A 12,185-nucleotide genomic window follows, 5' to 3' on the forward strand; every position below is an offset into this window, starting at 1 on the left:
GCCGTCTCGGCCAACCAGATACGAAACCGCTCGGCGGCGCGCCATGGCCGAGGACGACGGTGTGAGGGACTGGCAGCACGAGGGACGCCGGCGCGAGGGACGGCAGCACGAGGGATGGCGGTCGCCTCGATCCGGCGGTTCTCCCCCGCCCTCAGGCGGAGTGCAGGGCCGCGCGCAGCGTGCCGGTGGCCAGGGTGGTGGCGGCCCGGGCGGCGTGCGTGTCGCGCAGGGCGTCGAGCATCACGAAGTCGTGGATGATCCCCTGGAAGCGCACGGCGGTGACGGCGACGCCCGCCTCGCGCAGCTTGTTCGCGTACGCCTCGCCCTCGTCGCGCAGCACATCGGCCTCAGCGGTGATGACGAGCGCGGGCGGCAGGCCCTTGAGCTGGTCGGTGGTGGCGCGCAGCGGCGAGGCGGTGATGCGGGCCCGGTCGGCCTCGTCGGTCGTGTACTGGTTCCAGAACCACTGCATGCCGTCACGGCGCAGGTAGTAGCCGGTGGCGAACTGGTGGTAGGAGCCGGTGTCGAAGTCCGCGTCGGTGACCGGGTAGAACAACACCTGCTGGACCAGCGCCGGGCCGCCGCGCTCCTTGGCCATCAGCGTGAAGGCGGCCGTCATGTTGCCCCCGACCGAGTCGCCGGCAACGGCGAGCCGCGTGCCGTCGAGGCCCTTGGTGGCGCCCTGCTCCACGACCCATTGGGCGACGGTGTAGTTCTGCTCGATGGCGACCGGATAGCGGGCTTCGGGCGACAGGTCGTATTCGGGGAAGACGACCGCCGCGTCGGCGCCTACGGCGATTTCGCACACCAGGCGGTCGTGCGTGTGGGCGTTGCCGAAGACCCATCCGGCGCCGTGGATGTACAGGATCGCCGGGAGGGTGCCGACGGCGCCGGCGGGCTTGACGATCCGCGCCCGGACGCTGCCCGTGGGGCCGCCCGAGACGGTGATCCACTCCTCGTCGACGGCCGGCTTCCCGATGTCGCCGGACTGCAGCTCGTCGAGGGCCTTGCGGCCCTCCGCCGGGGGCAGGTCGAACAGGTACGGAGGTTTCGCGGTCGCCTGCGCGAGATCGGTGGCGGCGGGTTCCAGGACCGGCTGGACCGGTGCTACGGCGTCGGACATCGCATCTCCTCGCATGACCCGGGCTGCCGGAAAGACCGGCGCACGACCCGGACTTCCTGCTGGGAACTCCCGGCGTCGCGGCTCGCCGCCGTCCCTGCGCAGAGCGGAGGAAAGGGGCCTTCGCGCGTGCGCGCCGGTGTACCCACAGTGCACGGATACGGCCGGCACCGCACCTGGTGGGTGCGAGGGACAGGTTCACCCCGGCGGCGGCCCGATCGTGCACGCCCCGGGGTGTACGGGCACGGTGCCTCAGCGCCGGGCCGGTCAGGGTTCGCGGTGCTCGTGTGCCGCCTGCTCCAGGGCCTCCGCCTCCGCCTCGGCCACCCGGGTCTCGGCCGCCACGTCGATCGAGCGCGTCAGCCACCAGTACAGCCCCGCGGCGACCGGCAGCCCGATGAACAGGGAGATGTCGGCCCCGCCGAGCGCCTTGGCAACAGGGCCGACGTACAGGGTCCCGACGGAGAAGAACGGGACCATGACGGCGAATCCGACCAGGTACGAGATGATGCCGTGCCAGCCCCAACGCCCGTAGATCCCATTCGGGTTGAAGATCTCGGCGACGGCGTAGTGCCCGCGGCGCACGACGTAGTAGTCCATCAGGTTCACCGCGGTCCAGGGGATGAACAGGTAGAGCACCAGCAGCAGGAAGTTGTTGAAGTTCGCAAGGAAGTTGGAGGTCGCGGCCAGCGCGCCCACCAGGGAGAGCGCTGCGGTCAGCCCGATGGTCAGCAGGCGTGCGCCCAGCGTCGGCCGGACCCGCTTGAACGAGTCGATGGCGCTGATGAGGGTCAGTGAACCGCCGTACATGTTCAGCGCGGTGACGGACACCAGCCCGAGGGTGGCGAAGAGCAGCACGAGCGCGCCGAAGCCGTCGAACACCTTGTCGCCCGCGGCGTTGATCGACGCGATCGTCTCGAAGTCCTTGCCGGCCCACGCGGCCAGCAGGGCCCCCAGCACCATCAGCCAGATTCCGCCGAGTGCGGAGCCGAAGTACGTCCAGTAGAAGGTCTTCCTGACCGTCACGTCCGGCGGGAGGTAGCGCGAGTAGTCCGAGACGTAGATGGCCCAGCTGATCTGATAGCCGGCGACGACCCCGAACTGGGCCAGGAACGGCGTCCACTTGAAGGCACCGAGGTCGAAGGAGCCCGCCGGATAGTGGAGGGTGACCAGGATGCCCACGGTGAAGATCCCGAAGACGACGAGGAAGGTGTACGTCAGGATCCGTTCCGCCTTGTGGATGATGTCGTACCCGACCAGCGCGATGACCAGCGCGACCGCGGTGACCACGACCACCCACAACTTGACGCTGCCGTGCAGTGTGGTGTGCAGGGCGTCGGCGGCGAGGACGCTGTTGAAGACATTGAATCCCGCGTACTGCACATAGGCGAAGAGCCACACCAGGAGGGCGCCGACGTAGCCGAACTGGGGCCGCGACTGGATCATCTGCGGCAGGCCCAGCTGGGGTCCCTGGGCCGAGTGGAAGGCCATGAAGAAGGTGCCGATGACGGTTCCGGCGACGATGGCCAGCAGCGACCAGATGAGGTTGCCGCCCTCAGTGATGCTGATCAGCCCCACGGCCAGGGTCGCGATCTGGGCGTTGGACATGAACCATAGGGGGCCCAGATGCCAGAGCTTGCCGTGCCGCTCGTTGAGGGGGACGTAGTCGATCGACCGGACTTCAAGACCGGACACTCTTGGCTCCGCTGATGTGCTCATGCCGCCTCCTGGGGCCGGGGCGCCCCTCTGGTCACATTGTTCCCCGGCGGCTGCGGCGGACACCGGAACGGCGCCGTCGGACGCATACCGGGAGTCGTCCAAGGGGCGCTCCGAAGCCCGGCCGGTCACAGCGCGTCGGGACCGGTCACGGTGTTGTTCTCGTCACAAAAGGCACGAAAGGGCCCTCCTCGTGGCAGCGGTCACTTCGCTCGGCGGGCGTTTTGTTTACGTTCGCCGTGCTGTGTTCCCTGCCCCGACCTGCTGAGGCTCCTCACCATGCCGAACCGCACCCGCACCCTGTCGCGCCCGTGGATCCCGGGCAGGCGCACTGCTCTCTCCGGCGCACTCGCGGCCGCGGTGGCGGCGCCGCTCGCGGCCGGAGCGCTCAACCCTGCCCCGGCGGCCGCGGCATCGGGGGCGTCCGGCTCCACCACGGCGGACTTCTCCTCCTCGGTGCAGGCGCGGGGGAAGGCCCGTGTGACGGCCGCAGTGCTCGACCTGGCGGGCACGGGCCGCGAGCCCGCGCTGTACGGCAGCGACACCCCCTACGACACGGCGAGCATCATCAAGGTCGACATCCTCGCCGCAAGGCTGCTCCAGGCGCGGGACTCCGGGCACGGCCTGACCGTGCAGGAGCGCGCCCAGGCGGAGAAGATGATCGAGCACAGCGACAACGCGGCGGCGAACGCCCTGTGGCGGCGCATCGGGCTCGCCCCGGGCCTGCAGGCGGCGAACAAGCGGCTCGGGCTGACCTCCACCGTGGGCGGCCCCGGCGCCAAATGGGGACTGACCCGGACCACCGCGAGCGATCAGATACGTCTGCTGCTCACGGTGTTCGACACCGGGGCGGCCACGAAGACGGGCTCCGGGACGGCGCTCGACGACGCCTCCCGGGCGTACATCCGCACGCTGATGAGCAAGGTCGCCGCCGACCAGTCCTGGGGCGTCTCGGCGGCCGCCGGTTCCGGATGGGCGCTGAAGAACGGCTGGCTGCAGCGCAACACGACCGGACTGTGGGACGTCAACAGCGTGGGCAGGGTCACGAGCGGCGGGCACCACTACCTGGTCGCGGTGCTCTCGGACGGCAACAAGTCGATGAAGGACGGCGTCGCGCTCGTGGAACGGGCGGCCCGGACCGCCGTCTCCACCACGAAGGCCCGCTGAGGGCCCGCTCCCGAGCCGTCCGGGCCGCCCCCCGCGTCGAGCAGGGGCAGCCTGGAGCCGGGCGCGTCAGGAAGGCTTCACCGCCGAGGCCGCGGTCGCCGTGACCTTGTTGTCGCACTCGGCGAACAGGCCGTCGGACAGCGCGACTTGATGCGCCCCCGCCCCGGGCAGACCGACCACCAGCGTCGGGTACACGACGGGCTTCGCGCCGGACACGCAGTAGCCGTCGCCTTCTCCCTGCACCTGCACGAAGGTCAGCTTCACCCATGCCTTGCCGCCGGGCGCGACCCGCACCGCCGAGGCGGCACCCTTGCGCGTCACCGTGAGCGGACTGTTGTGCTCGGGCGAGCCGTTGCCCGCGCCGGCCACCGACGGGAATCCGTTCAGGACACAGCTGCGGCCGGAGACGTTGGTGAACTCCACCACCGCCGCTCCGACGCCCGTGCCGACGGGACGGTCTGCGGCCTGGTACGCGCTCGCCTTCACCGCCGACGCCGCACACGCCGGGGCCGAGGCTGCCGACGTGGCGGACACGGGAGAGGCCGGGGCACCCGTGGCGGTCGAGGTGCCGCCGGAGGGCCGCGAGCCCGCGGTACCCGGGCTCGTCGAAGAGGAGGCGGCCTGGGAGGACGCCACCGTGGTCGGGGCCTGAGAGGGCTTGTCGGCCGCGCCGTCACCGCCGTCCGACTGGCAGGCCGACAGCGACAGTGCGGCCGCTATCGCGGCCACTGCCGACGCGGTGACGCGGATGGTGTTGCGGTGCTGCATGGGTCCCCCCGATGTCCGAAGTGCATAGGTCGACCGGCTCCGGGCCGGTGTTCAGGGAGGGAGACAGGGGCGCCGGACCAGGGGTTCCGCTGTGGATCACCTGTGACACGGTGGTGACGAGAACCGGGCCGGATCGACACGAACGCCCCGGGTGGCGGCCCCGGGACCGCGCCGGGCGGCGTGGCGTGTGAGGGGTCGGCCCGGTTCGCGGTGAGGATGGCCCCCTGGGCGAGCCTGCTGGGAGTCGGGTATGACGGTGAACCGTGTCGGCCTGGTCGTGCACAGCGGACGGGCGGAGGCCGTGACTGCGGCGGCGGCCGTGCGCGAGTGGTGCGCCGAGCGCGCCGTGGGGTGCACCGACATCGACGTGTGGCGCAGCGGTGCACGGCACAGCGCCAAGGAGGAGATGGACGCCGCGGGCGATCCGGACCTGATCGTCACCCTGGGCGGCGACGGGACCTTCCTGCGCGGTGCCCGGCTGGCGGCCGAGAACGACGTCATGGTTCTCGGCGTCGACCTCGGGCGGGTGGGGTTCCTGACCGAGGTGCCCGCCCCTGCGGTACGCACGGCGCTGGACGCCGTGCAGGAGGGGCGGATCAACGTCGAGAGCCGGATGCTCCTGACCCTGCGGGCGTCGTGTCGGCTGGAGGTGCCCCAGCGCATGGAGGAGCTGGTGCGGTACGGCCGTGGCCCGCTCCTGCCGCCGCCCCGGGTGCGCATGGACTGCGAGACCGGTGACGACTGGGGCGTCGCCCTCAACGTCACCGCGCTGAACGACGTGGTCGTGGAGAAGCTGGCCCGGGACCGGCAGGTGTCGGTCGGCGTCTACCTGGCCGGCCGGCTCCTCGCGTCCTACTCCGCCGACGCGCTGCTGGTGGCCACGCCCACGGGCTCGACCGCGTACAGCTTCGCCGCCGGCGGTCCGGTCGTCTCGCCCCGAGCCGAGGGCCTCGTCTTCACCCCGGTCGCCCCGCACATGACGTTCAACCGGTCGGTCGTGGCCGCCCCCGACGAGCCGATCGCATTCCGCGTGCTCGAACGGTCGGGCCAGGCCGCCGTCAGTATCGACGGCCAGATCCGGGGGGTGCTCGATCCCGGGGACTGGATCGGTGTGTACGCCGCTCCCCGCAGGCTCAAGGCGGTCCGCCTGGGCCCGATGGACTTCTACGGCCGCCTGCGGGAGCGCATGAACCTCACCGACGCCCCGGCCGCGCTCGCCGACGGGACCGCCGCTCCGCTGTGGCCGGTGACAACACCGCGGCCGGGTGATCTCGCGCACCTCGCCCTGCCTCCCACTCCCGACGAGCCGCCTCGGCGGCCCTGAGATCCGGAGCACCGGCTGCCGTGAGTCCGAAGCCGGCTGCCGTGAGCCCGACGCACCGGCTGCTGTGCGGGCCGAGAGGGCAGCGCCGCACGAGGGCGTCCCGGTCGTGAGGGTGGCCGCTCGGCAGGACAGCCGGATTTCCCGGAAATCCGGCCCCCTGGGCGTGCAACCTTCCCTCACACCCGTATGTCTCATCCCATAACAGGATGGCTCGACCAAGGGGGACATCATGCAACGAATCGGAGCCGCGATAGCGGCACTCGTTCTCGCCGGGACCGGCTGGGCCGCGGCGACGACGGCGGCGGGCGCCGCACCGGCAGCCACCACGCACGCCGCCGCCTGCCCGACCGGCTGGGGCAGCGGCGCCAAGGGTGGCGCGACCGCCGGAGCCGTACCCCTGGAGAACATCAGGACCGGCCGACACGACTGCTTCGACCGGTTGGTGATCGACGTCCCCGGTGGTGGCGGCCACATCGGCTACTACGTCAGATACGTCGACCGGCTCCACCAGACCGCCAGCGGCCGGTACATCCCGGTCGGCGGCGGGGCCGTGCTCGACATCCACGTCGGCGCGCCGAGCTACGACCCGGCGACCGGCGCGGCCACCTACCCGGGACGGGTCGGACGATCCCTTCCCGGCGTGCACCTCAGCGGCTACAGCGCCTTCAGGGACACCCGGTTCGCCGGCAGCTTCGAGGGCGAGACGCAGATCGGTCTCGGTGTCCGCGCCCGCCTGCCGTTCCGGGTGCTCCAACTGCCCGACCATCTGGTGATCGACGTGGCCCACACCTGGACGGGCAGCCGCTGACCGCCAGGACCGGGCGGGGGGCGCGCGGGGGCTTGCCGCGCGCCCCTCGAGTCTGATTGGGTACCGGCTCCACGGGCGCGTGACGCGTGCCGGGCGGGAGGGGATCAGACGGCGTGCACGGGACGGTACGACAGGACGGTTCAGGGGCGTTGCCCGACGGGCTGGGACAGGCGATCCGAGGGACCGCCGAGGAGATCGCCGCGCTGGTGCGGGCCGCGCCCGACACGGCGCTCGCAGTGCCCGGATCGGAGTGGACCCTCGGCGAAGCGGCCGCCCACCTGGCCCTGGCCAACGAGCTGATGGCCGATCTGGCGGCCGGACGCGAGCGCCCCTACGGGGACGGCACACCCCAGAGCCTGGCCGCGGCCAACGCACAGTCCCTCGACACCTTCGGGGAGCGCCGGGCGGAGCCCCTGGCGGCGATGATCACGGATCAGGCCGAGGCGTTCCTGGACGCCCTGGAACGGCCCACGGCCGGCGGGAGCGCCGACGACCCGGTACCGGACACGCCCCTGGGTCCCATGCAGCGGTCCGTTCTCGCGTCCTACCTGCTCACGCACATGCTGGGCCACGGATACGACCTCGCCCGCGCCCTGAACCGTCCGCACATGGTCGACCGCGCACGGGTGGGCCTGTGCATGCCGTTCATGCTCTCGGTCATGCCGCGCGTCGCGGATTCCGCGGCCACGGCCGGTCTCACGGCCCGCTACCGGATCCGGCTGCGCGGGGGCGAGGCGTTCGGCGTGTCCCTGGCCGACGGCGCCGTGCAGGTGACGGCGGGGACGCCTGCGCACCGTACCGACTGCACCATCCTCCTCGAACCCGTCGCCTTCCTGCTCATCGCTCTGGGCCGGCTGAATCCCTGGCGTGCCATCGCCCAGGGGCAGGTTCTCGCGTGGGGCCCCAAACCGTGGCTGGCGCCCCGCTTCCCCACCCTGTTCACGGCTCCCTGAGCCGCAGCACGAGCCGCATTGCGCCGACGACTCCTGCCGACGCCGCGCGCCTTCGCCGCGCGGGCACCTCGCGCCGACATGTCAGGCCGTCGCGTCGGACCGGCGCGTCAGACCGGCGCCCTGGGCCGACGAGCCGGACGGGCGCCTCAGGCCGGCGGGTCGGACCGAGTGGCGCCGAAATGGGTCTCGTGGGTCCAGACGTGGGTGCAGGACGGGCACTGCAGGTGGAGCAGGCTGCCGGTGTTGGAGAGCAGGTAACGCCAGTGCCCGTGGCACGTGCGCCCCTCCTGGCACGCGGTGCACGTGCGGCGGTCGTCGCAGTTCGGACAGGCCACCCAGGCCCGGCGGCCGATGTCGGCCTGCGGGTCAAGCGGGAGCATCGCCACCCCCGCGGGCCGGGAGCACCCCGGCCGCGACCAGCTCGTCGTACACCCGCTGCTGCTCCTCGCTGAGGCCGGAGTAGAGCAGGTCGTACGCCTCCTCCTCACCGCGCAGGGCCGCGACGGGGTCCCAGTCGGGCCCCAGGGCGGCCAGGGCATGAGTCCGCCGGAGCATCTCGTGGGCGCTCAGGTCGATGGCGAACTCCACCGGCGCAGGCCCGCTCTCGGCGGGGTTTTCGCCCGGTTCGTCAGGATGGGTGGGGTGATGGGAGGACATGACATCGAACGTAGGTACGCCTTACCCGCCAGGGCAAGAGGAGGTGGGAGAACTCACAGCGGCCCTGCCGGAGGGGCAGCCATTCGGGTGATCGATATCGCGCCCCGGTCCTGCGCGGAACCAGGGAAAACGGGGCCGTCGGGCATTCCGTGCCAGCCCGACGATCGATCCGAAGTGGCAGCCTCCCGGTGGCGGACCGAAACTGAAGCAGGCGGTTCGTGATCAGAAAAGAGCACGCGCCTCGAGCTTCCGATGGTTCCGCGGGCTTTTCTTCTGCACCCGAGGGCCCCAGACCCGCCACCGGCGCCCGTCGGCGATCCAGACGTCCTCCAGGAGATCGAATGGTGGAGCAGTCCTCCGAGGTCCCTATATCCGGGCCGGACGAAGGCGCCGTCACCCGGCCAAACGGCTCCGGCACTGCAACAGACGTGGAAAGAAAACTCGCGGATGCGCTGGCTGACGTCGTGTGCGCGGAACGCGTTCCCGTCGACAGTCATTTCTTCACCGACCTGGGTGCCAACTCCCTGGTCATGGCCCAGTTCTGCGCACGGGTGAGGAAGCGGCCGGATCTGCCGTCCCCGTCCATGAAGGACATCTACCGGCATCCCACGATCCGCAGCCTGGCGGCCGCATTCGTTCAGGCCGCTCCCGCCGATGCGCCGGCCACCACCGCGGCGTCTGCACCCCTGCAGCCGCCGGCTCCCGTGACACGTGCGAGCAGACGGAAGCATGCGCTCTGCGGAACATTCCAGTTGCTGGCATTCTTGGGATATTCCCTGGTCGCTGGATTTGTCGCCGACGGCGGATACGCGTGGATAGCCGCCGGTAAGGGACTGGCCGACATCTATGTGCGGTCGCTCCTGTTCGGAGGGATCGGTTTCATCACCCTGTGCGCGTTGCCGGTGGCGGCCAAATGGCTTCTCATCGGCCGTTGGAAACCGGGTGAGTTTCCCCTCTGGGGCTCGAGATATCTGCGTTTCTGGCTCGTCAAGGTACTGCTCCACGCGAATCCGATGATTCTGTTCGTCGGAAATCCGCTGTACGTGCTGTATCTGCGAGCGCTCGGCGCGCGGATCGGGAAGGGCGTTACGATCCTCTCCCCGTCCGTGCCGGTCTGCACCGACCTGATCACGATCGGTGCCGGCACGGTCATCCGCAAGGACTCGTTCTTCCTCGGCTACCGGGCCCACTCCGGGCGTATCCAGACCGGCCGGATCACCCTCGGCCGCGACGTGTTCATCGGCGAGAAGACCGTCCTGGACATCGACACGACGATGGGCGAGGGCGCACAGCTCGGCCATGCCTCGGCCCTGCACCGCGGCCAGGCGGTCCCGGACGGCGCGCACTGGCACGGCTCCCCGGCACTGCCCACGGACATCGACTACATGCGGATCGCGCCGGCCAGGTGCGGCACCCCGCGCCGGGCCTGGTTCGGCCTCGTCACGCTGCTCCAGCTGTTCTTCCTGTACATCCCGATCACCGTCGGCGGCATGTACATGCTGTTCACCGAGGTACCGGCGATCGGCCAGCGCCTCGATCCGCAGATGGCCCCCCTGAAGCGGACGGCACTGATCCCCGACGCGCTGGAACTCTCCCTCGTACTGTTCGTCGCGTGCCTCGTCCTGGGTTTCGTCGCCCTGTGCACCGTTCCACGGCTGCTGAGTCTGGCCGTCGAGCCGGACCGGGTCTATCCGCTCTACGGATTCCGCTACGCGGTGCACCGGGCGACGGCCCGCATGACGAACATCAGGTTCTTCGCCTGGCTCTTCGGTGACAGTTCGTACATCGTGCACTACCTCCGGGGCATCGGATACGACCTGTCACGGGTCGAGCAGACCGGGTCGAACTTCGGTACCGAAGTGCACCACGAGAACCCGCTGCTGGTGTCCGTCGGCAGCGGAACGATGGTGGCCGACGGACTCTCCGTCCTCAACGCGGACTTCTCCAGCACGTCCTTCCGGCTGTCCCGTGCCTCGATCGGGGCGCACAACTTCCTCGGCAACAACATCGCCTATCCCTCGGGCGGCAGAACGGGGGCGAACTGCCTGCTCGCGACGAAGGTGATGGTGCCCCTCGACGGTGAGGTCCGGGAGAACGTGGGGCTGCTCGGTTCGCCGTGCTTCGAGATTCCGAGGTCGGTGGAGCGTGACTCACGCTTCGACGACCTCAGGGCCGGCGACACCTTCCGCCGTCGTCTCGCCGCGAAGAACCACTACAACATCCGCTCGATGGTCCTCATGCTGTTCGTGCGGTGGCTGCACGCCTTTGCGCTCACGCTGTTCGGGCTCGTGTCCGTGGATCTCTACGGAGTGGTCGGTCAGGTGGTGATCGCCGGGTACCTGGCCATCACGCTGGCCTTCAGCACCCTGTACTTCGTGCTGCTGGAGCGGTGCATCACGTCGTTCCGTCGGCTGCGGCCCCGGCTGTGCTCCATCTACGACCCCTACTTCTGGTGGCACGAGCGCCTGTGGAAGGTGCCGGACCACTACCTCAACATCTTCAACGGAACGCCCTTCAAGGCGGTGGTCTGGCGGCTGCTGGGCGTGCGGATCGGCGTCAGGGTCTTCGACGACGGCTGCTATCTGACGGAGCGGTCGCTCGCCACCATCGGCGACGACTGCACCCTCAACGCCGGGAGCAAGATCCAGTGCCACTCGCAGGAGGACGGCACCTTCAAGTCCGACTGCACCACGCTCGGTGCCGGCTGCACGCTGGGCGTCGGCGCCCACGTGCACTACGGCGTGACGGTGGGCGAGAGCGCCGTGCTGGCGCCCGATTCCTTCCTCATGAAGGGCGAGGAAGTCCCCCCGTACGCACGGTGGGGCGGCAACCCGGCCGTGGACATGCCGGACGCCGCCGAACAGGCCTCGGGCAACGGCCGGGCAACGTCACCGTCTTCGGCCGGCACCAGTGCCGCGACCGTGAGTTGAGGAAGGCCAAGCGATGGGAACGCGCGTGGAAGCGGACCGGGAGTTCTGGAGCCGGGTACTGACCGACGGCGGTACCACCACGGTGCCGCGGTGGGTCCGGGACCCGGCTGCGGGAACGGCCGAGCACGAGGCAGCGGTGCCGGACGACGTGGCGGAGACGGTGCGCGGGCTGGTGGGGCGGCTCGGAGTACCGGTCAGCGCCCTGCTGCTGGCGGCACACGCCAAGGTGCTGGCCGCGTTGTCCGGTGAGCCGGAGGTGGTGACGGGTTACGCCGCCGGGGTGCGGGGCGAGCCGCTGCCGTGCCGCCTGGCCGTTCCCCCGGGCTCCTGGCGCTCGCTGGTGTCGATCGCCCGGCACGCCGAGGCGGACGTGCTGGCGCACCGGGAGTTCCCGGTGGACGAACTGCGCCGGGAACTGGGCGCCGGGCAGTCGCCGTACGAGATCGTGTTCGGTCCCCGCGGGCCCGAGGACGCCCCTGCCGACGAGGGTGTTCTGGACGTGCGCTGGTCCGACCGGGACGGCCGGCTCAGGCTGCGGCTGCGCCACCGCACGGACGTGCTGGACGCTGCGGGTGCGGCCCGGATCGCCGGCTACCACCTGACGGCCCTTCGGCTGCTGACGGCCGACGTGGACGCCGAGCACGCAGGGCAGAGCCTGCTGTCGGCCGACGAGGTGCGCGAGCAGTTGGAGGGGCTGGCCGGGCCAGGCCGTTCGCTGCCGGACGCACGGGCGCACGAACTG

11 protein-coding genes and 1 pseudogene are annotated in these 12,185 nt (G+C 70.8%); 7 read left to right on the forward strand and 5 right to left on the reverse strand.

The annotated features are described in order from the left end of the window. Positions 1 to 151: 151 nt before the first annotated feature. Both AB0H32_RS42380 and AB0H32_RS42385 read right to left on the reverse strand, forming a co-directional pair. The gene (locus AB0H32_RS42380) at positions 152 to 1,123 is read right to left on the reverse strand and encodes an alpha/beta hydrolase (protein WP_361133073.1); all 972 of its coding nucleotides are present in this window, start codon (positions 1,121 to 1,123) and stop codon (positions 152 to 154) included. Between the two features lie 264 nt (positions 1,124 to 1,387). After that, positions 1,388 to 2,839, reverse strand: coding sequence for a cytosine permease (locus tag AB0H32_RS42385; RefSeq protein WP_361133076.1), 1,452 nt, complete (start codon positions 2,837 to 2,839; stop codon positions 1,388 to 1,390). A gap of 276 nt (positions 2,840 to 3,115) precedes the next feature. Here AB0H32_RS42385 and AB0H32_RS42390 point away from each other — a divergent pair, with 276 nt between their 5' ends. After that, positions 3,116 to 4,003, forward strand: a complete 888-nt coding sequence (locus AB0H32_RS42390) for a serine hydrolase (protein ID WP_361133080.1) — start codon at positions 3,116 to 3,118, stop codon at positions 4,001 to 4,003. Positions 4,004 to 4,069: 66 nt separating this feature from the next. Here the strand turns inward: AB0H32_RS42390 and AB0H32_RS42395 are convergent, their stop codons facing one another. Continuing rightward, complete coding sequence (locus AB0H32_RS42395; RefSeq protein ID WP_361133102.1) at positions 4,070 to 4,489, reverse strand: DUF4232 domain-containing protein; 420 nt, start codon at positions 4,487 to 4,489, stop codon at positions 4,070 to 4,072. Here AB0H32_RS42395 and AB0H32_RS42400 point away from each other — a divergent pair. The 4 genes from AB0H32_RS42400 (at position 4,416) to AB0H32_RS42415 (ending at position 7,856) form a co-directional block, all read left to right on the forward strand. After that, entirely contained in the window at positions 4,416 to 4,655 is a 240-nt protein-coding gene (locus AB0H32_RS42400; protein WP_361133105.1) for a hypothetical protein, read from the forward strand. The two genes, AB0H32_RS42395 and AB0H32_RS42400, sit on opposite strands and share 74 nt — an antisense overlap. Positions 4,656 to 5,021: 366 nt before the next feature. Next, the gene (locus AB0H32_RS42405; RefSeq protein ID WP_361133083.1) at positions 5,022 to 6,095 is read left to right on the forward strand and encodes an NAD(+)/NADH kinase; all 1,074 of its coding nucleotides are present in this window, start codon (positions 5,022 to 5,024) and stop codon (positions 6,093 to 6,095) included. A 229-nt stretch (positions 6,096 to 6,324) separates the two neighbouring features. After that, the gene (locus AB0H32_RS42410; RefSeq protein ID WP_361133087.1) at positions 6,325 to 6,903 is read left to right on the forward strand and encodes a hypothetical protein; all 579 of its coding nucleotides are present in this window, start codon (positions 6,325 to 6,327) and stop codon (positions 6,901 to 6,903) included. 149 nt (positions 6,904 to 7,052) lie between these two features. Beyond that, positions 7,053 to 7,856 carry a maleylpyruvate isomerase family mycothiol-dependent enzyme gene (locus tag AB0H32_RS42415; protein WP_361133090.1) on the forward strand — a complete coding sequence of 268 codons (804 nt, stop codon included), beginning with the start codon at positions 7,053 to 7,055 and terminating at the stop codon, positions 7,854 to 7,856. 146 nt (positions 7,857 to 8,002) lie between these two features. On the opposite strand, the gene AB0H32_RS42420 is transcribed toward AB0H32_RS42415, so the two are convergent. Together AB0H32_RS42420 and AB0H32_RS42425 are read right to left on the reverse strand one after the other, a co-directional pair. Next, a complete protein-coding gene (locus AB0H32_RS42420) occupies positions 8,003 to 8,236 on the reverse strand; it encodes a hypothetical protein (RefSeq protein ID WP_361133093.1) in 234 nt (77 codons plus the stop codon). Continuing rightward, a complete protein-coding gene (locus AB0H32_RS42425; RefSeq protein ID WP_361133096.1) occupies positions 8,223 to 8,513 on the reverse strand; it encodes a DUF6400 family protein in 291 nt (96 codons plus the stop codon). The genes AB0H32_RS42420 and AB0H32_RS42425 overlap by 14 nt, the downstream gene beginning before the upstream one ends. A 341-nt stretch (positions 8,514 to 8,854) precedes the next feature. Here AB0H32_RS42425 and AB0H32_RS42430 point away from each other — a divergent pair, with 341 nt between their 5' ends. Together AB0H32_RS42430 and AB0H32_RS42435 are read left to right on the forward strand one after the other, a co-directional pair. Next, the gene (locus AB0H32_RS42430) at positions 8,855 to 11,443 is read left to right on the forward strand and encodes a Pls/PosA family non-ribosomal peptide synthetase (protein ID WP_361133099.1); all 2,589 of its coding nucleotides are present in this window, start codon (positions 8,855 to 8,857) and stop codon (positions 11,441 to 11,443) included. Between the two features lie 13 nt (positions 11,444 to 11,456). Then, positions 11,457 to 12,185: pseudogene (locus AB0H32_RS42435) on the forward strand (non-ribosomal peptide synthetase); the annotation flags it as partial.

It is taken from the genome of Streptomyces sp. NPDC020362 (assembly GCF_040642095.1).
GTDB lineage: Bacteria > Actinomycetota > Actinomycetes > Streptomycetales > Streptomycetaceae > Streptomyces.

What these genes read in the sequence shown, in the direction of transcription:
- AB0H32_RS42380 (WP_361133073.1), bottom strand. Translation starts at nt 1,123, where the DNA reads ATGTCCGACGCCGTAGCACCGGTCCAGCCGGTCCTGGAACCCGCCGCC.
- AB0H32_RS42385 (WP_361133076.1), bottom strand. Translation starts at nt 2,839, where the DNA reads ATGAGCACATCAGCGGAGCCAAGAGTGTCCGGTCTTGAAGTCCGGTCG.
- AB0H32_RS42390 (WP_361133080.1), top strand. Translation starts at nt 3,116, where the DNA reads ATGCCGAACCGCACCCGCACCCTGTCGCGCCCGTGGATCCCGGGCAGG.
- AB0H32_RS42405 (WP_361133083.1), top strand. Translation starts at nt 5,022, where the DNA reads ATGACGGTGAACCGTGTCGGCCTGGTCGTGCACAGCGGACGGGCGGAG.
- AB0H32_RS42410 (WP_361133087.1), top strand. Translation starts at nt 6,325, where the DNA reads ATGCAACGAATCGGAGCCGCGATAGCGGCACTCGTTCTCGCCGGGACC.
- AB0H32_RS42420 (WP_361133093.1), bottom strand. Translation starts at nt 8,236, where the DNA reads ATGCTCCCGCTTGACCCGCAGGCCGACATCGGCCGCCGGGCCTGGGTG.
- AB0H32_RS42425 (WP_361133096.1), bottom strand. Translation starts at nt 8,513, where the DNA reads ATGTCCTCCCATCACCCCACCCATCCTGACGAACCGGGCGAAAACCCC.
- AB0H32_RS42430 (WP_361133099.1), top strand. Translation starts at nt 8,855, where the DNA reads ATGGTGGAGCAGTCCTCCGAGGTCCCTATATCCGGGCCGGACGAAGGC.